Here is a 21,535-nt window from a genome sequence, read left to right on the forward strand (position 1 = left end):
CCCCTACTCCGCGCGCGACGTGCCGGAAGGGGGCACCGGCGTGCTCGCGGCTGCGTCGTCACTGGCGCCGAACAGGCCACGCACCACGGCGGCGATGGCCAGCGGCGTGCCCACCCGCTCGTCGTAGTGCGGCGCGAGCGCCTGGGCGAAGGACTCGGCCGAGGGGAAGCGGTCCTCGGGACGCTCGGAGAAGGCGCGCCGCACCACGTCCTCGAGCGCCTCCGGCACGTCCGGGCGCAGCTCCCGCAGCGGCCGGTAGCTCCGCGAGCGGATGGCGTGGAACACCTCGTCCGGCGTGGTGCCGGTGAAGGGACGCTCCAGCGTCAGCAGCTCGTACAACACCACCGTCGCCGCCCACAGGTCCGCCTCCGGGCTCACCTCGCCGAGCAGCGACTCCGGGGACAGGTAGTAGGGCTTGCCCAGGACCTCGCCCTCCTGGAGCTTGCCGTCGACGAGCACGCGGGAGACGCCGAAGTCGCCCAGCTTGATTTCGCCCACGCGGGAGATGAAGAGGTTGGATGGGGACACGTCGCAGTGGACGATGCCCAGCGGCTCGCCCTGCGGCCCGGTGGCGCCGTGCGCGTACGCGAGCGCCTCCAGCAGCACCTTGCCCAGGTACACCGCGAAGTCCAACGGCAGGGGGATGCCGCGCACCTTGCAGCGGCGGAGGATCTGACCGAGGTCCCGGCCATCCACCAGCTCCATGACGATGAAGTAGATGCCCTCCAGTTCGCCGGCATCCAGCACCGTGACGATGTTCGGGTGGTGCAGTTGCTTGGACAGCTGCGCCTCGCGCGAGAACAGCGACACCGACTCCGGATCCGCCGTCAGCGCCGGCAAGAGCCGCTTGAGGGCCACCGTCCAGCCCTCACGCGGGCCGGACAACACCCGCGCGCGATACACCTCCGCCATGCCGCCCTTGCCCAGCACGGAGAGAATCTCGTAGTGGCCGAAGACCCGCTGGGTCCTGGGGGGCGAGGGCGTCTGACTCACGGGCTGGTGCTTCCGGCTCCCGCCGACTCGCGGCCCGGCGCGCGCTTTCGATTCTTCGCCTGCCTGGCCTGCTCGATGTCACCGGCCAGCGCCCTCACCAGCGCGGCCTCCCAGGGCTTGGGCTCCTCGGGCTTCCAGCCCAGGTCCAGCGCCCGGCGCAGCAGATACGGAACGCGGCTCTTGTTGCCGGCCATGTCGTGCGCGTACGCCTGCCACGCGTAGACATCCGGCCGCCCGGCGGGCACCGAGGAGATCCGGTTCAGCGACTCCAGCGCCTTGGAGGAGTTGCCCGTCCCCAGATGGCAGCCGGCCATGCCCACGAGCGCGTCCAGGTTGCGAGCATCCTCCAGGAGCGCTGCCTCGAAGCGCGAGCGGGCGACCTCCCACTTGCCCACCGCGAGCAACTGCAGGCCCATGCTCACGGGACTTGTCGCCACCACGGGGGGGCGGGCCTCGGCGACCTTCGCCTCGGGGCTCTTCGGCGCCGCGGCGACGGCCTCCTCGGGCTCGTCGGTGGCGGCATCCGGCGCGCTCCCCTGCGCTCCAGAAGCGGCGCCCTCCTCCTCGCCCTCCTCCACCGGCGCGCCGCCCAGCCCACGCAGCAGCAGCTGCGAGTCCTTCAGCCCCGGAGAGTGGCACCCCTCGGGCAGCCGGAAACGCGCGGTGATGACCGACGACTGGGGGTTGTAGACGGCCAGCACCGGGAAGCTCCGGGCACCCACGCACTCGGGTACCCCGGACAGGCACACCTGCACCGTGGCGACCAGGACGTTGCCCTGGAACTCACCGGTGAGGACCTCCGTGCCCGCGGGGAACTTGCAGCCGCCCCCGGACCCGGCGGACGTGCCGACCAGGCGCTCGCCCACCATGTGCAGGTCCACCTGCCCGTAGGTATCCCCCATATAGGGGCCTGCGAGCTTCGGGCCCGCCCAGGCGAGGCCGGAGGTGACGGAAAGAGCCGTCACGAGTCCCTTGTTTAGAAGCGAGGGCGGCATGTGCGGGGTGTGGGGGGCTCCCATCATAGGGGGGCCGTGGCTGGCTTGTAAACGCGCGAGGATGCCTTGACCCCGCCGCTTCCCATCCTTATCATTTCAAAAGGTGGTCGCGAGATTTCTCAGTTATTTCGAGGCCTTGGTGGCACTGTAGCTTTGTTTCAAGGGCTGTCCCCTGCGGGGCGCGTGATGCCCAGCAGAAATTCGAACCGATACGTCCGTTCCGGGGTCCGTTTCGGCTTCCATGTGCAAGCCCTCCCCTCTCACGAGGGATGAGGGAAGCCTGCGGAGGCATGATTTCGGTCCCCACCTGGCTTTTAGGGTTCAATGGACGCTGGGCACACGGCCATGCGGCGGGGGACTTTTTCTGCGGAGCGGCGGCGGTGAGCGAGACGGTGGTGGAAGAGGCGGCGGCGGCGAGGAAGCAGACGCTGCGGGATGAGTTGACGGCGCGCCGAAAGGCGATGACGCCCGACCTCATCGATACGCGGGGTCTCAAGGTGCAGTCTCGATTCCTGGCGACGCAGTACTATCATAAAGCGAGGACTGTGGCGTTGTACGCCCCCATCCGGGGCGAGGTGCCGACACGGGACATTCTCATCGCGGCGTTGCAGGACGAGAAGATCGTCTGCTACCCGCTGTCCCATGTGCACGGGCGGATTCTCTCGTTCCGGGCCATCAAGTCGGAGGCGGAGTTGGAACCGGGCCGGCTGGGCGTCCGGGAGCCGACGAACTCCTCGGACCTGATCGCGGTGGACCAGATCGACCTGTTCGTTGTTCCGGGTCTGGGCTTCACGCGGGACGGCAAGCGACTGGGACGCGGAGGCGGCTACTACGACGCCACCCTGCGCGCGGCCAGTGCTCGCAGTCGGCGGGTGGGACTGGCCTTCAGTGATCAGCTCGTCGAAATCCTGCCTACGACAGGGGACGACGTGGACATGGACCTCGTGGTGACGGAATCCGAGACCTGCCGCGGCCTGTTCCGCGAGCCGGAATTCCTGGATACGTGAAGGTCCTCTTCATGGGAGACGTGGTGGGTCGTCCGGGGCTTCAAGCCGTCCGAGCGCTCCTGCCACGTCTGAAGGCCACCCATGGCGTGGACGTGACGATTGCCAACGCGGAGAACAGCGATCAGGGTGCCGGCATCTCTCCGGAGACGGCCGACACCCTGCTCGCCGCTGGCGTTGACCTGCTGACCAGCGGCAATCACTTCTGGTCCAAGAAGGCCATCATCCCCTGGGTGACGGCCCATCCGGACAAGCTGCTGCGGCCGGCGAACTACCCCAAGGACACTCCAGGACGAGGGCACGGCGTGGTGACGCTCAAGGACGGGCGCGCGCTGGGCGTCATCAACCTGGAGGGCCGCGTCTTCATGCGCGCGCACGACAACCCCTTCGAGGTGGTGCAGGGGTTGGTGGAGGAACTGCGCGCGCGCACGCCGTGCATCCTCGTGGACATGCACTGCGAGGCCTCCAGCGAGAAGAACGCCATGGGGGCGCACCTGGATGGGCGCGTGTCCGTCGTGGTGGGGACGCATACCCATGTGCAGACGGCGGATGAGCGCATCCTCCCCGGCGGCACGGCCTTCATCACCGACGTGGGCATGTGTGGCCCACTGGATTCGGTCATCGGGATGAAGAAGGAGCAGTCCCTGGCGCGCTTCCTGGGGCAGAAGAACGCGCCCTATGAAGTGGCCGAGCGGCTCGTCTATCTCCAGGGTGTGGTGGTGGACATCGACGATGCCTCCGGACGCGGCAAGAGCATCGAGCGTGTCCGAGTCCACCTTCCGGGCACCTGAAAGTCGCGGTGGAAGGGCCGCTCGCGCGGCGCCACTTTCGGCTAAGGTCCGCCGCCCATGAATCCGGACGCGCTGCGCAAGGCGACCCCCGAGGAGCAGTTCGAAGAAGTCACCCGAGGCACGGTGGATCTCCACTCGCCCGAGGACCTGAAGAAGAAGCTCAAGTACGCGTATGACTCGGGCAAGCCCCTGGTCATCAAGGCGGGGTTCGACCCGAGCCGGCCGGACCTGCACCTGGGGCACTCGCTGCTGCTCACGCGCATGCGCCGCTTCCAGGACTTCGGGCACACGGTGGTGTTCCTCATCGGTGACTTCACCGCGCTGATTGGAGACCCCACGGGCCGCAACGCCACGCGCCCCGCGCTCACCCGCGACGAGGTGAAGGCCAACGCGGAGACGTACAAGCAGCAGGTCTTCAAGGTGCTGGACGCGGCCAAGACGACGGTGCGCTTCAACTCCGAGTGGTTGGACCAGCTCGGCACCGAGGGGATGATTCGCCTGGCGTCGCGCTACTCGCTGCAGCGCATGCTGGAGCGGGACGACTTCAAGAAGCGCTTCCGGGAGAACGTCTCCATCGCCATCCACGAGATGCTCTACCCGCTCTTGCAGGGGTTCGACTCCGTGGCGCTGAAGTCGGACGTGGAGATGGGCGCGACGGACCAGCTCTTCAACCTCCTGGTGGGCCGGCAGCTCATGCGCGAGGAGAACCTGGCGCCGCAGGTCATCATGACGGGCCCCATCCTGGAGGGCCTCAGCGCGAAGCTCGTCGAGGGGAAGATCGTCGGCGACAAGATGTCCAAGAGCCTGGACAACTACGTGGGCGTCAGCGAGCCGGCGGACACCATGTTCGGCAAGCTGATGAGCATCACCGACGACCTCATGTGGCGCTACTACCAGCTCCTGTCGGCGCTGACGCTCAAGGAACTGGGCGAGTTGCAGGCCAAGGTCGCCAGCGGCGAGGTGCATCCGAAGGTCGCCAAGCTGGGCTTCGCGCGGGAGATGACGGCGCGCTTCCACGGCGCCGAGGCGGGGCGCAAGGCGGAGGAGGACTTCGAGAAGCGCTTCGCGAAGAAGGAGCTGACGGCGGAGGACCTGCCGCAGGTGGAGCTCTCCCTGGCCGGCGCGGCGACGATGCCCGTGACGAAGATCCTGGTCGAAGCGAAGCTGGTGGCCTCCTCGACCGAGGGACGCAAGATGATTTCCCAGGGTGGCGTGCGGGTGAACGGCGAGAAGGTGATGGACGCCAAGGCGGAGCTGGGGCCTGGCGAGTACACGGTGCAGGTCGGCAAGCTGAAGGCGGCACGCGTCAAGCTGGCGTGAATTCCCTGGGGCACCCCGACGTCCCAGGTGCCCGAGGAGCCACCCCACCCGCCCCCATGTCGAGGGGCGGGGTGGGATTGGGATAGAGTCACGCGCCATGCGTTTTCCCGCCCTGAGCCTCGGCCTGCTGCTGACCGCCCTCCCCGCCCTGGCGGGCCCCGGCGCGTTCGTGTCCGACGTCTCCGTGGACGCGGTGGAGCAGCCGGAGTCATCCAAGGTCGTCTTCACCGTGGAGGCAGGGACGACGTACCCCCTGCTCAAGAAGGGCGGACCCGGGCGGGCCTGGTGCAAGCTGCGGGGTGTCTCCACCGAGGGCTGGGTGCTGTGCGAAGGCGCCCAGGAGTCCGCGGTGCAAGCGGCTCCGAGCGCCGCGGTGCTGGCGGCCGCTGACCGTGCGGACTCAGCCCAGCGCGCCCAGGCTCGGCAGCAGATGTTCGCGGCCCGCTCGGATGAGTCGGACGAGGAGCAAGCCGGGGCCGTCGTCGTCTCGGCACCCAGTGGCGCGGCCCCGCGCTACGAAGGAGCCGCCCCGGCCGCGAGCGCCCCCCCCCCGACGGTGGCGGTGACTTGGAAGGCCGCCACGGGCTGTGCGACGACGTGCTCCCGCAAGCCGCTCTTCGACAAGCGCCCCACGCTGTCCGCGATGGACAAGGAAGTGCTGGCGCTGTGCCCCGCGCGCCCGGATGTGAGCGTGAGCGCGAACGACGTGCGGCGCTTCGTCACCCGCTACTACGACGACCCGCGCATCCAGCAGGCCCTGTCCGCGGCGGGACGCCCAGGCACGCGTCAGCCGAACATCGACTGGCTGACCAGCCTGTGGGTGAGCACGGGTCCGCGCAACGCCTTCACACACGTGTTCTGCGGAGACGACTGGGATAGGGGCCCCATCGGCGGACTGCACTTCCTGCCGCGCTACGCACAGCTCGAGTCCGAGGGAAAGCTCTGCTACGGCGGCCCGGCGCGCGGGGGCGTGGCCAAGAACAAGGACAAGTACCTCATCCGCTACCAGGGCGTCGCGCCCTGGTCCTGTGGGGAGAAACGGATGGGCGGCTTCTCCGAGGCCCCGGACGCGGTGGGCATCCTGTCGATTGGCACGCGGGCCTTCGCGCGGTGCTGCGCCCGCGACGGCGCGAAGAAGGAAGGCGGCATCTACGGCGCGAAGGACCTGGGCGACACGCGCTGGCAGATCTGGTGCGGCACGCGCAACGGCACCTACGGCATCGCCACGCTCTACCCCACCGACGACGCCGCCACCTGCGGGGAGTGAGCGCGGCCCTCCTCGGCGGCGAATGCGCCTGTCTTGGCGCGAAGGCGAGCCCCGAGAGGTCCACGCATGACGCCTGCGGCGAGACGGACTCGCGAGGCCTGTAGCCCGGTCGCCTGAAAACACCCAGGGCCCGCTCGTGTCTCCGAGTCGGGCCCTGAGTCGAAACCAGGAGGACCGCCGTGAAGCCCGCGCTACTTCGCCGGCCCCACGGTGAGCACCGCGCCCGTCGAGTACGCGGTGAACTCCGGCGCGTACATGGACTGCACGGTGGCGGGACCCACGCGGAAGGTGCCCGCCATGTTCGCGCGCAGCCGGTACTTGAAGGTGTATTCACCCGCGGGCAGCCACTCGAAGAAGAAGTTGGTGCCCGAGTCGCGCGTCTCCTCGTACCAGACGATGCCCAGGTCCCACTTGTGGCGGGACTGCGCGTTCTCCGGCTCCAGGCCCGCGGCACGCGGATCTCTCAGGTGGACGTACTCCGCGGCGTGTTTCGTGCGCAGTGACAGCTGCACCTCCACCTCGTCACCGGGGTTGAGCAGCGCCCCCTCGGCGAGCGGCTGGAGCACGGCCTCGCGGCCCTCGCGCTCGCGGCGGAAGTAGCGGCGCGACACCTGGAAGAAGTCCCCTCGGTCCTCGTCTGGCAGCTTCTCGGTGGAGAAGTGCCATGTGGCCGAGGCGAAGGCGAAGCCCTTCGTCGTCCTCTCCACCACCACGGAGCTCATCGTCTCCGGCCGGAGCTCCGGCCCCGGCACCACCACCTGGTTCTTCTTCCCCGTGTACACGTCCGGCGCGAACTCCATCTGCACCACGCGCGGGCCCACCGTCACCTTCGCGTCCTCGCGGATGCCCAGGGCGCCCTCCGCCTCCAGGTACTTCACCAGCGCGTAGAGCGCCTCGGCCGTGGCGCGCGTGGACTTCCAGTGGTTGAGCTTCTTGTCGAGCAACAACCACTGCACCAGGCCCTCGCGCCGCTCGTCCTTCGGCTTGAGCTCCGTCAGCACGCGCAGGGCGAAGGCCTGCGTCTCCGTGGTGTCGTTGTACCAGAGCCAGCTGCGGTCCTCGGGCGCCCAGTAGGTGCCCAGGTCCTCCGTCGTCTTCGACGAGTCCATCACGCTGTCCCAGACCTTCAGCGCGTCCGACTGGCGTCCCGCGCGCTTCAGCGTCAGCGACAGGTAGCCCTTCAGGTAGGGCGAGTGCTTCTTCCAGTGCGTGAAGCTGAAGGCGAGCATCGCCTTGCGCTCGTCCGCGGTCAGCGCCTCGCCGGTGTAGCTGGCATCCGGGTACGCGGAGGCCACGTAGTTGAGGAACGTGATGAACTCCCAGCTCTGCCCCTTCTTCGTGAGCTTCTCCGCGTACTCCTCTCGGAAGTGCCGGGCCAGATAGCCCCACGCGTTGCGCGTCATGTCCTGCGGCACCTCGACGCCGTACTCCATGGCGCGCGACAGGCCGTGGACGATGTAGAGCGTCATGTACGGCGACGGCGGGCCGCCCGGCCACCAGGGGAAACCACCGCTGGACGTCTGTGCCTTGCGCAGCTTCCCCATGGCCGCGTCGCGCTCGGCGCGCGCAATCTTGGGGTCCAGCACCTTCACCAGGTCCTGGTCCGAATCCGGACCGCCCTTCGCCATCTCCAGCCAGGGCGTCTCCTCCAGCGTCATCTTCCGATTGGGGTCCACCGAGTCCCAGGTCTCGAAGCGCGTGGGACGCTGGCTCATCTCCTTCGCCATCTTCGCCACTGCCGGATACTTCGCGTAGAGGCTGGCGAGGATGCCGGAGGACACGAAGCGATTGAGCGTCTGCTCCGAGCACTCATAGGGATAGTTCACCAGGTACGGCAGGGACTGGAGCGCCGCGTAGAACAACTGCGTGTCCACGGTGACGACGAGCTGCTCGTTCACCCGCGTCGCGTCGCCCCCCTTCTTCAAGTCGTCGAAGCGCATCGTCTTGGAGCCCGGCCCCTTCAACGTGACGAAGCGCGACTGCGCCAGGTGGACGCGGCCGGGCAGCACGGGCAACGGCCGCAGCTCGCCGTCGCTCAGGTTCCCCGCGCGAGCCTCCACACGGAAGGCCACCGTCCCGACGCGCGCGGGCGTGGTGAGCGGGAAGCGCAGGTTCGTCCCCTTCCCCGGCGCCACCGTGAAGCTCTGCGACGCGCCCTTCACCCCGAACTCCGACAGCAGGCTCTTGCGCGTCTCCGGGTCCACGATGTCCAGCGTGAGCGTGCCCTGGCGCGCCTCTTCCGACGCGTTGTTCACCACCACCTCCAGCACCGCGCGGTCTCCCTCACGCAGGAAGCGCGGCACGTAGGGCCGCACCATCAGCTCCTTCACGCTGCGGGTGGTGCGCTGCACCGAGCCGCCCTCCAGGTCCCTCGTCAGGCCGTGGACCCACACTCTCCACGCTGTCACCGAGTCCGGCACGGTGAACTCCAGCGTCGCGGACCCGTCAGCGCCCGTGAGGAGCTGCGGCACCCAGAACGCCGTCTCGGCGAAGTTGGAGCGCAGCGCGGCTGGTGCGGCCGCCTCGGCCTGGGCGGGAGCGCCTTGCAGCTTGTCCGCCGCGGCGTTCATCTCCTCCATCGGGGGCATGCCGGGCGGCGGAGGTGGAGCCTCGGGCTCTTCCCGCATCGACTTCTCCTTCGACTCGGAGCGAGCCACCGGCGCCGGGCGCGGCGCGGAGACACCTCCGAAGGACTCGAAGGACCGCGAGTTCCCATTCCGGTAGCGTCTGCGCCCTGGCCCTCCCAGGCCGTAGTTGTCCTCGAACTTCAGCCGATCCGAGGTCGGAGGCTCCCACTGGAAGGCCTCGCCATAGCCCTGGGAGACGAGCCACTGCGACTGCCCCATCGACAGGGACGACAGCAGGGACACCGACGACATGCGCGGCGGATAGAGCGAGGAGACACTCGGCGGCGAGTGCGGCGCGAACAGGTCCAACGACTGGTCGTACATATACGCGAGCAGCTCGGCCGCGCCCGCCTCCACCTTCGCGCCCTTGGGGCCCTTCACCGTCACACGGAAGGTCTCCTTCGCGCCCGGGCGGAGCTTGTCGCGGAACGTGGCGAACTCCAGGCTCAGCTCCTTGTTGTCCCACGGGACGAACACGTGCTCGGAGAACTGGACGAGCTGCCAGTCGCGTACGAGCGTCAGCACCGCGGTGAAGCCTCCACGCAGCGCCTCCGTCACCGGCACCTCCACCACCGCCGGCGTCTGGCCGCCCACCAGCGACTTGCGCAGGACGCGCTGGTCGCCCTGGTAGAGGTCCAACATCAACGGCTGGCCCTCGAAGCCGGAGATGGCCAGCAACCGAGCCACCTCTCCGACGCGCACGCTCGAGTTCTCCACCGTCAGCGCCGCCGCCAGTGCGACGGGCGCGCGCGCACCCGCGACCAGCAGTTCGCGCGCCACCGTGAACTTCTGCCCGAAGGCATCCGTCGTCTCGTAGTGCAGCCGATAGGCGCCCGCCTTCAGCGAGGGCAGCTTCACGCGCGCGACACCGTCCGCGCCGTGCTGCACGGTGCCCTTCGTCTGCTCCGCGCCGTCCTCCCAGCGAGCCATCACGGACTGCGGCTTGTACGTCTGCATCCACCGCGCCTGGAGCGCGTCACCCGGCGTGGGCTTCTTCACCGCGTCCGGGTCCGCCTCCAGGAACGGGAGCGCAGGCTGCGGCTCGTCCGCGGGCATCAGCGGCTGCGTGGGCTGCTTCAACGCGACCAGGCGCCAGCGTCCCGCGCCCGGCTGCGGCGCGCCGTCCAGGGTGGAGCGCACCAGTCGGACCTCGGCCTGCGAGCCTTCGCGCAGGAAACCCGTGTCCGTGTCCACGCGCCCCTCCACCGCGACGAAGCCCAGGCGGAAGGCCCGACTGGCCGAGCGCGTCTCGCCGCCCTCGTCCGTGGCATCGGCCTCCACGCGATAGCGCCACGTGAGGCCCGGCGTGCGCGCGGAGCGCTCATCGGCCTCCGGGGTGAAGGTCACCTTGAAGCCGCCGTCCTCCTCCACCGACGACGAGCCCGCGGCCACGAGCTGCCGCTGCCGAGAGATGAAGCCGGAGTCGTACCACCACCACCAGGGCAGCACCGGCTCACGGTAGGCACGCCAGCGCACCGTGCCCGACGCCACGGGCAGGCCGAAGTAGTAGCGCGCCTCGCCCTTGAAGGTGGCCGGACGGTTCAGCCGCAGCGGCGCGTCCGCGTCCTTCAGCGTCACCTCGAAGGTGGGCCGCTTGTACTCCTCCACGCGAATCGTGGACGAGCCCCCGGACTCCACCTGCACCGTCCAGACGCCCAGCAGCCGCCCCGTCGGAACGGTGAACTCGCCCGCCACCGAGCCGAAGTCATTGGTGCGAACGTTGAGCCGCTCCACCTCCTGGTGGTTCGGGTCGATCAACCTCACCACCAGGCTGTGCTGCTCCAAGGTCTTGTACCGCGCCTGGTCTCCACGTCCTGAGAAGGCCACCACCTTCCACTGCACCTTCTGCAAGGGCCGGTAGACGCTCCGGTCCGTGAAGACCAGGGACGACGTCGCCTCCTTCGGCGGCGAGCGGTTGTAGAAGGCCAGGCCATTGGGCAAGAGCAAGGCCCCGCGTCCCTCGCCCACCACCATCAGATACGAGCGGTAGCCCTGCCCCGGCGGCGCGGGGAAGGACACGTCACCCTGAGGATTCGTCCGGGCGCGGGCCGCCTCGCGGAAGCCGGTGCGGTAGTCCATCTGGATGAGCCGCACCAACACTTCCGAGGCGGGCTTGCCCGAGTCACCCTTCAGGATGCGCGCCTCCAGCGAGTTGCCCTCCACGTTCCGGGTGAGGGCCACCCACGGCGTCACGGCCAGGAAGGTGGCCTGGATGCGGTTGCCCTTCTCCCGGAAGTCCTCGCGCGCTGAGGAGAGGATGAGGTACGTGCCCGTCTCCTTCAGCGGAGGCGTGACAAAGGTGCGGTGCAACTGGAAGTCGGGCGTCGCGGGGAGCTGGGTAGACCACGTCGTCGTGGGCTTGCGTCCCCGGTTGTAGCGCATCAGCTCGTCGCCAGAGGGCAGGACGTTGTAGTCGTCCACCTTCTTCAGCCGCGCCTCGACGTCGAGCAGGAACGCCCGGAAGTAGACCACCGGCACGTTGCGGTGGGTCACCTCGATGGAGCGGCGGTCCGCGCCGTCCGACTGCATGGAGGCGACGCGGAAATCAGGCGCCTCCAGCGTCTCCACCAGCGTGCGACAGCGCGTGGCCCCCAGCGACTTCGGGTGGGCCTGCATTCCCTCCTTCGCCAGCGCATGCGCGCGCACCGCGTGGCCCGCGGCGTTCTCCTGCTCCGCGAGCAGTCCCTGCCCCATGGACCACCAGGGCACGTCCCGGAACGCGTTCAGGTGCGCGGCCAGGTGTTGACGGATGCTCGCGCGGTCCTCCGCCTCGGAGAAGTGCTGGTGCAGCACCTCGTAGCGACGAAGCCGGGCCTCCAGCGCCGCCTCACGCCGCCCGCCCGTCCGGTGCCACGCCTCCAGGTCCCCCAGCACCGCGGCCACCTTCACCAGCGGGTGGATGTTGGCATCCGTCAGCTCCACCGTTGGCGCGCCCTCCAACAGCGAGCCCAGGTCCAACCGGAACACCTCGTTGGCCTGCTCGGGCCGCCAGTGCGAGCTGTCCGCCAGCAGCTCCACGCGCAGGTACGAGACGGCGTCGCGCAGCGTGGAGCGGATGCCCGCGGGATAGGTGTTGGGCTCGACGTACTCGGACAGCACCTTCACCGGCTCGGCGCCCAACGACTGCCGCTGCTTCCAGACGTCCTCGTAGGCGCGCTGGGCCTCGGTGAGAATCTGGTCGTACGTCCACGCCTTCAGGTCCACCGGCCCCGATGACGCCACCTGCTCGCGCTGCCGCACCTCCCAGCCGTACGCCTGCGCATAGGTGACGAGCGCGTTGGCGTAGTAGAGGTTCAGCGTCGCGCGAGCCAGCGCACCCTTGGGCCAGGGTTGTTCACGCAGGAAGCGCACCGCCGTCTCATAGCCGTGCAACGCCGAGCGGAGCTGTACGGTGCGAATCAGCGCGCGCGCCCACTCGGACTCGTCCGCGCCGTTGCGCGCCTGGGCGAGGCGGGCCTCCGCGGCCTGCGCGGCGGCCTCCACCTTCTGGTTCGACACCAGCGCGTCGATGTCCTTCCAGGAAGAGAGCGCCTTGGCCTGCGCCGCTCGGGCCACGGGCGTGGCGAGCAGCAACAGGGACAACAGCGACAGCGCGACAGCGGATGTCCAGGTCCGGAGGGTGTGGTGCATGGTCGGCACTCTAGACACAGGAGGCCGCCCAGGCGTTCCACATTACGGCTCAGGAAGTCGGAGTCGCCTCGCCCGAGGGGGCCTTGCGACGCAGCCCCACCAGATAGACCTCCATGCTGGCGCCGCGCGTTGCCTCGGGGCGAACCACCTTCACTTCCTCGAAGAGGGCGCGCACCTGGTTGCGGAAGTCCTCGAAGTCGCCGCCCATGAACACCTTCGCCACGAAGGACGAGCCCGGCCGGCCCCGCGCCACCGCGAGCTCCAGCGCCTTGCCCGCCAGTCGCAGGCTGCGCGCCTCATCTGTGGCCTTGATGCCGCTCGTCTTCGGCGCCATGTCGGAGATGACCGCGTCGAACAGACCGTCATGCATCGCGGTCAGCTTCGCGTCGAAGTCGTCCGCGAGCACGTCCAGCACCGCCGTGCGCACGTGCCGCTGCGTGAAGGGACGGATGGCGACGATATCCACGCCAATCACCTGCCCCGAAGCGCCCACGGCCTCCGCGAGAATCTGGAGGAACCCTCCAGGCGCGGCCCCCAGGTCGAGCACTACATGGCCCTTCTTCACCATGGGGAAGCGCTTGATGAGCTCGTCCACCTTGAAGGCGGAGCGAGCGCGAAGGCCCTCCTGCTTGGCTTTCTGGAAATAGTGGTCTTTAGGACGGTAGGGCTTGCCCATGTCAGAGGGGCTCCCTACCATCCGCTACTGTCTTCGGGAAGCCGGAGCGGTCGTGGGTGTCGAGGCCCGCGCAATGGCGGATCCGGAGGACGTTGAGATGGGCACCCGGAGCTTGACGGCAGCGCTGTGCCTCACCCTGTTTTCGTCGGGTGGAGCGGTCTACTGCTACACCCGGGCGGACGCACTCCAGGTCCAGGGCCAGTGGCTGATGGAGCGAGGCACCGCCCAGGCCGAGGATTATGCGCTGCGGCTGGACGGCAAGGCCGCGGACGCCCAGCTGAAGACCTTCGCCGAGCGGCGCGGGGTGATGGAGAAGGCCCACCTGTGGGAGCGGGGCATGATGCTCGGCATCCTGGCGGCCGCCATGGCCCTGGTGGGCGCGTATGTGCTGTTCCTGCTCAAGCGCCTGGATGACCAGCTCCTGGATGCCATGGGCGACCTGCGCCCGTCCTCGCCCCCGTCGGTTGCTCCCTCGGAGCCCACGGGAGCACTCATGTCCAGCCTCCAACGGTAGGACTCCCAGGCGCCTCGGCGCGCTGGCACAATGGCGACCCTGCTCTCGCGGAGGTGGCCATGCCCGGCTGTGCGCACTGTGGACACTCGCTCGACATCATCGCCAATCAGGTGGGACGCAGCGACACGTGTCCGAACTGTGACGAAGACGTGCGCTCGTGCCGCAACTGTCGGCACTACGACGCGAGCGTGGCCAAGGAGTGCAAGGAGCCCTTCGCGGAGGTGCCCGCCGACAAGGACGGCGCCAACTTCTGCGAGCTGTTCCAGGTGGGCGAAGGCGGCCTGCACGCGAAGGCCAGCCGCGACGCGATGATGAACGCCGCGGAGGCTCTGTTCAGGAAGCGCTGACGAGGGCGACGGCTCAGCGCGAAAGCCCCGGCGCCACCGCCACGGCCGAACCCACGAACGGGACGACCTTGGAGAAGCCCTGCGGCGGGTTCGCGAGCGCGGAAGGTCCACACTCGCCCCACTGCGTGATTCCGTGGGGCAGGAGGTCCTTCAAGTCGTAGCGCGCGCCGTTCAGCTCGAACCCGGTGCTCCACACGATGCGCGCCGTGAAGACGTTGAGTGACAACGAGCGTCCGGAACTCGCCGGCCCGTCGAAGGCGCCGCCCACCACGACACTTGCCCGGCGGAACGTGGCGATGGGACGCCCGGCGGAGAACGACTCCGGGTCGTCGAAGTGGGGCCGCTTAACGCCTTGCTCGGTGAGGTAGACGGTGAAGTCCCCCACCGGGTCCACGCTCAGCGACAGGCCGCCGTTGTCGAGCGTCACGGACTTGAACGGCGTGGAGCGGAAGGTGAGGCGCGCGGTGGACTCGGCCACCTTCCCGCTGGGGTCCTCGAACAGCGGCCCGTGCAACCCCTCCAGGTGGATGAAGTAGCCCAGGTCCTGGAGCATCGAGTCCTTCGACGCCAGATAGAAACGGCCCGTCACGTACCACGCCACGCTCGCCGGAATCACAGGTGCCATCACCACCTCCACGGCGACACCCTAACCGACGCGCGGCCCGTGCTAAACGGCGGGACATGATCCGCAACCTCCTCGCCGTGTCCACGCTGCTGTGCCTGACGGGCTGCACCACCATCGGCGCCACCAACTACGCCGTCCCCAAGGAGCGGGCCACCGAGTGCAAGCAGATCTGCACCGACCTGGACATGGAGCTGGGCGCGGTGGTCGTCATCCGCAGCTCGGCCGGGTGCGTGTGTCAGCCGCGTCCCGCGGAGGGCTCGCCCACGGGCGCCGGCGCGGCGGCGGCGGGCAGCGCGGCCATCCAGGTCATCGAGGAGGAGCAGAACAGCGGCACCTACGCGCAGCAGCATCAGAGCACCCGGTAGGCCCCGGCGCGTCGCGGGTCCAGGCGGGTGTTCGAGGCGACGGGCGGGCCCTGACTGACGGACCCGCCCCGTCCACACGGCTCAGAAGCCGTAGAGCTTCGAGATGATCTCCTTCATCACCTCGGAAGTCCCACCGCCGATGGTGATGAGGCGCACGTCACGCCACATGCGGGCGATGGGCGTCTCCTCGATGTAGCCCATGCCGCCGAAGAACTGCTGCGTGTCGTAGGCGACGCGCTGGGCCAGGTCTCCCGCGAACAACTTCGCCATGGAGACCTCCTTCACCGGGTTCTCCTTCCGGTCGAAGAGGTCCACCGCGTGGTACGTCAGCCGCTTCGCCGCTTCGATGGCCGTCAGGTGCTCCACGAACTTGTGGCGCCACACCTGGAACTTCATCAGCGGCCGGCCGAACGCCTCGCGCTCGTTGCCGTACTGGATGGCGTCCTCCATCATCCGCTCCATGCCGGACACGGTGGTAATGGCGCCGACCAGGCGCTCGCCCTGGAAGTTCGTCATGATGTGGTAGAAGCCCTCGTTCTCCTCGCCCAGCACGTAGCGGGCGGGGATGCGACAGTCCTCGAAGTAGAGGATGGCCGTGTCCGAGGACAGGTTGCCAATCTTGTCCAGCTTCTTGGAGACGCCGAAGCCCTTCACGTCCGTGGGGAACGTCACCAGGGAGATGCCGCCGTAGCCCTCGCCACCCGTGCGCACCGCCAGGGTGATGAAGTCCGCGCGCGTGCCGTTGGTGATCCACATCTTCGAGCCATTGATGACGTAGTCGTCGCCGTCGCGCCGCGCCGTCGTCTTGATGCTCGCCACGTCCGAGCCGCAGCCCGGCTCGCTCACGCCCAGCGCGGCGATGCGCTCACCCTTGAGCGCGGGCTCCAGGAACTCCCGCTTCTGCTCGTCGGTGCCAATCTCGTTGATGATGGGCGTGGCCATCTGGCTCTGCACCAGCAGCGCCATGTTCACGCCCGCGTTGCGGCTGTAGCTCAGCTCTTCGCAGAACGCCGTCACGTACCAGTAGTCCAGCCCACTGCCGCCGAACTTCGGATCATGGTTGATGCCGAGGAAGCCCAGGTCCGCGCACTTCTTGAACAGCTCGCGAGGAAAGATGCCCGCCCGGTCCCACTCCAACCCGTACGGCGCCATTTCCTTTTCGACAAACGCGCGCACCGTCTTGCGGAAGGCCTCGTGCTCCTCGGTGAAGGGGTTCGGCATGCACACTCCTCATTGGCGGGGGGACAACAAGATTGATTTTAGAATCAATAGCAGGCGTCCCGGGGAAGCAACAAGGACCGGCCATCAGCCCCGTACTCCGGGGCAACCCCTGAAGAAAGTCCTGCTCGCCCGGCAGGCGGGCGTTAGGTAGGCCCGGTGGGAGATAGTCCGCATCGCGGAGTATCTCCTTGACAGACAGTTCAGGAACTGTAGTTTCCGGGCCGCAGAATTTCCAAAGGTTTGAGCCGGCGTGGAGTCCTGGAGGGGTCCGGGGACCGCGAGCTGGCAGGAGCAGGACGACCGTGATTCGACGCATGTGGGTGGCCGCGGTGCTGGCGGCGGTGATGATGACGGGCTGCGGCAAGGGCGGCGCCAAGCCGGCCCTGCCCGAGCAGCAGGGCCCGGCGGCGATGGGTGTGAAGGCCATCGCGCCCGCGACGGAGCTGGAGGCCAGCATGACCCGCGTGACCGGTCAGGTCCGCTCCAAGCAGGAGGCGACGCTGAGCGCGCAGGCCACCGGCACCATCGCGAAGATGCTGGTGAAGGTCGGCGACAAGGTGAAGAAGGGCCAGCCGCTGGCGGTGCTGGATACCTCCAACGTCGTCATTGGCGTGGAGCAGGCCCGGGCGGTGAAGGCGGCCGCGGACGCGGCGCTGCAGCTGGCGACGAACAACCTGGAGCGCACCCGCAAGGTGGCGGAGTCGGGTGGCATCGCCGCGGCGGGGTTGGATCAGGCGGAGATTGGCACGAAGCAGGCCGCCGCCCAGGCCGCCCAGGCGGGCGCCACGCTGCGCATGGCGGAGGAGAACCTGCGCGACATGGCCATCATCGCGCCCTTCGACGGCGTCATCACCGCGCGCATGAAGAACATCGGCGACACGGTGGCGATGATGCCGCCCACGCCCGTCTTCACGCTGGTGGACATCACCGGCCTGGAAGTGCGCGCGCTGGTGCCGGAGTCCGTGGTGGACAAGATCAAGCCCGGCTCCAAGACGCAGGGCACGGTGAGCCCCAGCGGGATGCGCTTCGAGGTGACGGTCGCCAACGTGGGCGCCACCGTCGACATCACCAACCGCACGGTGGAGGTGCTGGCGGACGTGGTGGGTGAGACGGCGTCGCCGCTGCGCCCGGGCGCGCTGGTGGACCTGGACTTCTCCAACGTGGCGGGCCAGTCCGACGACAAGGGCCTCTTCCTGCCGACGCAGGCCGTCAGCGCGCGGGGGCAGACCGGCTTCGTGTGGGTGGTGCAGGACGGAACCGTGCGCAAGCGCGACGTGCGCGTGGAGCGAGTGCTCCCCGGCTACGTGCGCATTCTCCAGGGCCTGGCCGCCGACGAGCGCGTGCTCGCCGACTCTTCCCTGGACGTGAAGGAGGGCACGGCCGTCCGCGTGGTGCAGTGACGCCTGCCCTCCCCCTTACCTTTTGGAGCTCCTGAATGAGCCCGCTCAAGACATTTATTTCACGGCCCATCTTCACCGCCATGTTGATGATGGCGGTGGTCGTGTTCGGCATCAACGCTTACCCGCGCATCGGCGTCGACCAGTTCCCCGACGTCGACTTCCCCGTCGTTACCGTGACGACGGTGCTTCCCGGCGCGGACCCGGAGACCATCGAGAAGAACGTCAGTGACCCGCTGGAAGAGGCGCTCAACACGCTCAACGGCGTGGAGCAGCTTCGCTCCATCAACATGGAGAGCGTGTCGCAGATCGTCGTGCGCTTCACCCTGGCCAGCAAGGTGGACGTGGCCGCGCAGGACGTGCGTGATCGCGTCCAGGCCACGCTGAGCAAGCTGCCGGACGAAATCGAGACGCCCGTCGTCGAGAAGTTCGACATCGGCGCAGCCCCCATCATCACCCTGTCGCTGTCTGGCGCGCTCCCGATTGAAGAGCTGACGCGCACGGCGGAGGACATCATCAAGCCCGCGCTGCAGCGCCAGAAGGGCGTGGGCAGCATCGACGTCATCGGCGGTCGCGAGCGGGAGATCCAGCTCGTCGTCGACCCGGACCGCCTGCGCGGCTTCGGGCTGGCCATCAGCGACGTGAGCCAGGCGGTGCGCGCTCAGAGCCTGGACGTCCCGGGTGGCCGCACCATGGACGGCGGTCGCGAGCGCGTGCTGCGCCTCACGTCCGAGGCGAAGAGCGTGGATGAGATCCGCAACATCATCATCGCCAGCCCCAACGGCGCGCCGGTGCGCGTGCGAGACATCGCCGACGTGGTGGACGGCCCCGAGGAAGCGCGTGGCGCCGCGAAGAACGGCGACCGCAGCGCGGTGGCGCTGGTGGTGCGCAAGCAGTCCGGCTCCAACACGGTGCAGGTGGCCTCGCTCGTCAAGGAGTCCCTGGGAGAGATCAACAGCCGGCTGCCCGAGGGCATCACCGTGGACATGGTGTCGGACAACGCGCGCTTCATCCGCTCGTCCATCGCCTCGGTGCAGTTCGACATGGTGCTCGGCGGCATCCTCGCCGTGGTCATCGTGCTGCTGTTCCTGCGCAACCTGAACTCCACCATCGTCGCGGCCGTCGCCCTGCCGGTGTCCGTGGTTGGCACGTTCGCGGTGATGGCGGCGCTGGGCTTCACCTTCAACATGATCACGATGCTGGCGCTGACGCTCTCCATCGGTCTGCTCATCGACGACGCCATCGTGGTCATCGAGAACATCGTCCGTCACATGGAAGAGGGAAAGACGCCCATGCAGGCCGCGCTGGATGGCGCCGGGCAGATTGCCCTCGCCGTGCTCGCGGTGACGCTGGCCATCGTCGCGGTGTTCATCCCCGTGGCGTTCATGGACGGCATCATGGGCATGTTCTTCTACCAGTTCGGTGTCACGGTGGCGGTGGCGACGCTCATCTCCTACGCCGTGTCCATGACGCTCACGCCCATGCTGTCCTCGCGCATGCTGCGCCACCACGGTCAGCCCACGGGCGTGTCCGCGGCGGTGGAGAAGGTGCTGGTGGGCATGGAGAACGGCTACCGCAAGATGCTGGCCGCCATCCTCCGTCGCCGCCTGGTGACGATGGCGGTGGCGGTGGTGGTGCTCTTCGCGACCTTCGGCCTGGCCCGCTTCCTCAAGTTCACGTTCATCCCGGAGTCGGACAACGGGAACATCAAGCTGGCGGTGGAGCTCCCCATCGGCTCGACGCTCTACGAGACGCAGGCGGAGATCGACCAGCTCGACGCCCAGGTGCGTGCACTGCCGGGCATTGCCTCCACCTTCGCCACTGTCGGTGGCGGCGTGCAGGAGGAAGTCCACAAGGGCGAGCTGCTCATCAACCTGGTGCCCATCAAGGAGCGCAGCTATCCGCAGGGTGAGCTGAAGACGTACCTGCGCGGCGCCATCAAGCCCCGTCCGGGCGTGTCGGTGACGGTGCAGGACGTCACTGGCATCGCCGGTGGTGGTTCGCGCTCGCAGCAGGTGCAGTTCAACCTGCGCGGCGACAACTGGCAGGAGCTCATCGCCACGGCGGAGAAGATGAAGGTGGCGATGAGGACCAACAAGGGCCTGGTGGACATCGACTCCACGTACCGCTCCGGCAAACCCCAGTACGACGTGGTGGTGGACCGCGAGCGCGCCGCCAGCCTCGGTGTCCCGGCCGCGTCGCTGGGCTCCACGCTGCGCGCCTTCCTCGGCCGCGACAAGTTCGCGGACTACCGAGAGGGCGGCGAGACGTACGAGGTGAAGCTGCGGCTGCCGCCGGAGACCCTGGCGTCCGCCGATGCACTCGGCAAGCTCACGGTGCGTGCTCCCAGCGGGCAGCTCGTGGAGCTGCGCAACCTGGCCTCCGTCACTCCGGCGGATGGCCCGGTGCAGATCGACCGTGAGTCCCAGAAGCGGCAGATCACCCTGCTCGCCAACCTGGCCTCCGGCTACCAGCTGGGTGACGCCGTGGCCTTCATGAACACGACCGCGGAGAAGGAAGTGCCCAAGGGGATCATCTACGACTTCGAGGGCAACGCGAAGGAGATGGGCAAGGCGGTGTCCGCGTTCGGCGCCGCGCTGCTGCTCGGCATCATCCTCGTGTACATGATTCTGGCGGCGCAGTTCGAAAGCCTCGTCCACCCGTTCACCATCATGTTGTCGCTGCCCTTCGCCTTCATCGGCGCCATTGGCGCGCTGCTCATCACCGGTCAGGCCATGTCCATGTTCGCCCTCATCGGCGTCATCATGCTCATGGGTCTGGTGGTGAAGAACGGCATCCTCCTGGTCGACTTCACGCTGCAGCTGCGTGAGGAAGGCAAGAGCGCCACGGAGGCGCTGCTGGGCGCCGCTCCGGTCCGTCTGCGTCCGATTCTCATGACGACCATCGCGATGATCGCCGGCATGATTCCGGTGGCGATTGCCCGGGGCGACGGCGCGGAGACGCGCGCGCCCATGGCCATCACCATCATCGGCGGCCTCATCACCTCCACCGTGCTGACGCTGGGCGTGGTGCCGGTGGTGTACTCGCTGTTGGACCAGCTCACGGAGAAGTTCAAGCGGCGCAAGGGCCCGGGCACCGCCCCGGACCATGGCACGCCGCACGCGGTGGGTCCGCACGGCGAGAAGGCCGCGGTGGCCGCGGCCGCTCGAGTGGAGACGGCCTGATGCGAGTGCCGGCGAACAGACCGGCCCTCCGCGTGCAGCCGTCCGGCGCAGGCGAGGAGGAGCTCGAGCTCACCGAGGAGGGCGGCGTCACGGACGACGCCCTGCCCGAGGCCGAGCAGGACTCCCCCACGCCCGCGTCACGGCGGCTGCACGAGCTCATCATCCAGTTGGGGCGGTACCGCTCCCTGCGGGACCCGCTGCATGGCATCTGCGAGAGCAACCAACTCACCCCCACGCAGATCCACGCGCTGATGTGGCTGGGCAATGACGGCCCCACGCACGTGGGCGTCCTGGCCCAGCGTGTCGGCATCACCAAGAAGACCATCACCGGTGTGGTGGACCGGCTGGAGGACATGAAGCTGGTGGAGCGCACGAGGGACGCCGAGGACCGGCGCGCCGTCGTCGCGCAGCTCACCACGGAGGGCGTCAAGCTCTTCAACCTCATCAGTCGCAGCGTGGACCAGGGCCTGCGACGCATGCTGGACCTGCTCCCCGCCGACGACCAGGAGGCCCTCTTCGGCCTGCTGGAGCGGGTGCTGAAGCGGCTCGGGGGCCCCGCCTCCGAGCAGGCCCTCTAG

The 21,535-nt window shown here is 68.5% G+C and carries 16 protein-coding genes and 1 other RNA gene; 11 read left to right on the forward strand and 6 right to left on the reverse strand.

The window, feature by feature from the left end; translation table 11 throughout:
- Positions 1-3: 3 nt before the first annotated feature.
- Together HUA75_RS17980 and HUA75_RS47935 are read right to left on the reverse strand one after the other, a co-directional pair.
- Complete coding sequence (locus tag HUA75_RS17980; RefSeq protein ID WP_174476428.1) at positions 4-993, reverse strand: serine/threonine-protein kinase; 990 nt, start codon at positions 991-993, stop codon at positions 4-6.
- Entirely contained in the window at positions 990-1,958 is a 969-nt protein-coding gene (locus tag HUA75_RS47935; RefSeq protein WP_174487114.1) for a tetratricopeptide repeat protein, read from the reverse strand. The genes HUA75_RS17980 and HUA75_RS47935 overlap by 4 nt, the downstream gene beginning before the upstream one ends.
- A gap of 196 nt (positions 1,959-2,154) precedes the next feature.
- On the opposite strand from HUA75_RS47935, the gene ssrS reads away from it, so the two are divergent.
- From ssrS to HUA75_RS18010, 5 genes are all read left to right on the forward strand, one after another.
- Positions 2,155-2,349, forward strand: a non-coding RNA gene (ssrS, locus tag HUA75_RS17990) — 6S RNA.
- Between the two features lie 19 nt (positions 2,350-2,368).
- Positions 2,369-2,995, forward strand: coding sequence for a 5-formyltetrahydrofolate cyclo-ligase (locus HUA75_RS17995; RefSeq protein ID WP_141647040.1), 627 nt, complete (start codon positions 2,369-2,371; stop codon positions 2,993-2,995).
- Positions 2,992-3,783 carry a TIGR00282 family metallophosphoesterase gene (locus HUA75_RS18000; RefSeq protein ID WP_141647041.1) on the forward strand — a complete coding sequence of 264 codons (792 nt, stop codon included), beginning with the start codon at positions 2,992-2,994 and terminating at the stop codon, positions 3,781-3,783. The genes HUA75_RS17995 and HUA75_RS18000 overlap by 4 nt, the downstream gene beginning before the upstream one ends.
- A 57-nt stretch (positions 3,784-3,840) precedes the next feature.
- Positions 3,841-5,103, forward strand: a complete 1,263-nt coding sequence (tyrS, locus tag HUA75_RS18005) for a tyrosine--tRNA ligase (RefSeq protein ID WP_174487115.1) — start codon at positions 3,841-3,843, stop codon at positions 5,101-5,103.
- Between the two features lie 97 nt (positions 5,104-5,200).
- Entirely contained in the window at positions 5,201-6,370 is a 1,170-nt protein-coding gene (locus tag HUA75_RS18010; RefSeq protein ID WP_174487116.1) for an EndoU domain-containing protein, read from the forward strand.
- Positions 6,371-6,561: 191 nt separating this feature from the next.
- Here the strand turns inward: HUA75_RS18010 and HUA75_RS18015 are convergent, their stop codons facing one another.
- Positions 6,562-12,627 (reverse strand): alpha-2-macroglobulin, encoded by a 6,066-nt coding sequence (locus HUA75_RS18015; protein WP_174487117.1) that lies wholly within the window; start codon positions 12,625-12,627, stop codon positions 6,562-6,564.
- Positions 12,628-12,676: 49 nt separating this feature from the next.
- The gene (locus tag HUA75_RS18020; protein ID WP_141644925.1) at positions 12,677-13,324 is read right to left on the reverse strand and encodes an RlmE family RNA methyltransferase; all 648 of its coding nucleotides are present in this window, start codon (positions 13,322-13,324) and stop codon (positions 12,677-12,679) included.
- 76 nt (positions 13,325-13,400) lie between these two features.
- On the opposite strand from HUA75_RS18020, the gene HUA75_RS18025 reads away from it, so the two are divergent.
- Positions 13,401-13,817, forward strand: a complete 417-nt coding sequence (locus tag HUA75_RS18025; protein WP_141644926.1) for a hypothetical protein — start codon at positions 13,401-13,403, stop codon at positions 13,815-13,817.
- Positions 13,818-13,876: 59 nt separating this feature from the next.
- Entirely contained in the window at positions 13,877-14,164 is a 288-nt protein-coding gene (locus HUA75_RS18030; protein ID WP_141644927.1) for a hypothetical protein, read from the forward strand.
- A 13-nt stretch (positions 14,165-14,177) separates the two neighbouring features.
- Here the strand turns inward: HUA75_RS18030 and HUA75_RS18035 are convergent, their stop codons facing one another.
- Positions 14,178-14,789, reverse strand: coding sequence for a hypothetical protein (locus HUA75_RS18035; RefSeq protein ID WP_174487118.1), 612 nt, complete (start codon positions 14,787-14,789; stop codon positions 14,178-14,180).
- Between the two features lie 56 nt (positions 14,790-14,845).
- Between HUA75_RS18035 and HUA75_RS18040 the strand changes: the two genes are divergently transcribed.
- Entirely contained in the window at positions 14,846-15,154 is a 309-nt protein-coding gene (locus tag HUA75_RS18040) for a hypothetical protein (protein ID WP_141644929.1), read from the forward strand.
- Positions 15,155-15,235: 81 nt separating this feature from the next.
- On the opposite strand, the gene HUA75_RS18045 is transcribed toward HUA75_RS18040, so the two are convergent.
- Positions 15,236-16,375 carry an acyl-CoA dehydrogenase family protein gene (locus HUA75_RS18045; protein WP_141644930.1) on the reverse strand — a complete coding sequence of 380 codons (1,140 nt, stop codon included), beginning with the start codon at positions 16,373-16,375 and terminating at the stop codon, positions 15,236-15,238.
- Positions 16,376-16,677: 302 nt separating this feature from the next.
- Here HUA75_RS18045 and HUA75_RS18050 point away from each other — a divergent pair, with 302 nt between their 5' ends.
- The 3 genes from HUA75_RS18050 to HUA75_RS18060 are packed head-to-tail and all read left to right on the forward strand — an operon-like array spanning position 16,678 to position 21,535.
- Entirely contained in the window at positions 16,678-17,775 is a 1,098-nt protein-coding gene (locus HUA75_RS18050; protein WP_246137383.1) for an efflux RND transporter periplasmic adaptor subunit, read from the forward strand.
- A gap of 35 nt (positions 17,776-17,810) precedes the next feature.
- Entirely contained in the window at positions 17,811-20,957 is a 3,147-nt protein-coding gene (locus HUA75_RS18055) for an efflux RND transporter permease subunit (protein ID WP_174487119.1), read from the forward strand.
- Positions 20,957-21,535, forward strand: coding sequence for a MarR family winged helix-turn-helix transcriptional regulator (locus HUA75_RS18060; protein ID WP_174455194.1), 579 nt, complete (start codon positions 20,957-20,959; stop codon positions 21,533-21,535). Before HUA75_RS18055 ends, HUA75_RS18060 begins: the two co-directional genes overlap by 1 nt.

Origin of the sequence: Myxococcus sp. CA040A, assembly GCF_013336725.1 — a bacterium.
GTDB lineage: Bacteria > Myxococcota > Myxococcia > Myxococcales > Myxococcaceae > Myxococcus > Myxococcus llanfairpwllgwyngyllgogerychwyrndrobwllllantysiliogogogochensis.

Bases quoted from the DNA above. Each gene is read 5' to 3' on its own strand.
- tyrS (WP_174487115.1), top strand. From the start codon at position 3,841: ATGAATCCGGACGCGCTGCGCAAGGCGACCCCCGAGGAGCAGTTCGAA.
- HUA75_RS18025 (WP_141644926.1), top strand. From the start codon at position 13,401: ATGGGCACCCGGAGCTTGACGGCAGCGCTGTGCCTCACCCTGTTTTCG.
- HUA75_RS18010 (WP_174487116.1), top strand. From the start codon at position 5,201: ATGCGTTTTCCCGCCCTGAGCCTCGGCCTGCTGCTGACCGCCCTCCCC.
- HUA75_RS18015 (WP_174487117.1), bottom strand. From the start codon at position 12,627: ATGCACCACACCCTCCGGACCTGGACATCCGCTGTCGCGCTGTCGCTG.
- HUA75_RS18020 (WP_141644925.1), bottom strand. From the start codon at position 13,324: ATGGTAGGGAGCCCCTCTGACATGGGCAAGCCCTACCGTCCTAAAGAC.
- HUA75_RS18060 (WP_174455194.1), top strand. From the start codon at position 20,957: ATGCGAGTGCCGGCGAACAGACCGGCCCTCCGCGTGCAGCCGTCCGGC.
- HUA75_RS18040 (WP_141644929.1), top strand. From the start codon at position 14,846: ATGATCCGCAACCTCCTCGCCGTGTCCACGCTGCTGTGCCTGACGGGC.
- HUA75_RS18030 (WP_141644927.1), top strand. From the start codon at position 13,877: ATGCCCGGCTGTGCGCACTGTGGACACTCGCTCGACATCATCGCCAAT.
- HUA75_RS18045 (WP_141644930.1), bottom strand. From the start codon at position 16,375: ATGCCGAACCCCTTCACCGAGGAGCACGAGGCCTTCCGCAAGACGGTG.
- HUA75_RS18055 (WP_174487119.1), top strand. From the start codon at position 17,811: ATGAGCCCGCTCAAGACATTTATTTCACGGCCCATCTTCACCGCCATG.
- HUA75_RS18035 (WP_174487118.1), bottom strand. From the start codon at position 14,789: ATGGCACCTGTGATTCCGGCGAGCGTGGCGTGGTACGTGACGGGCCGT.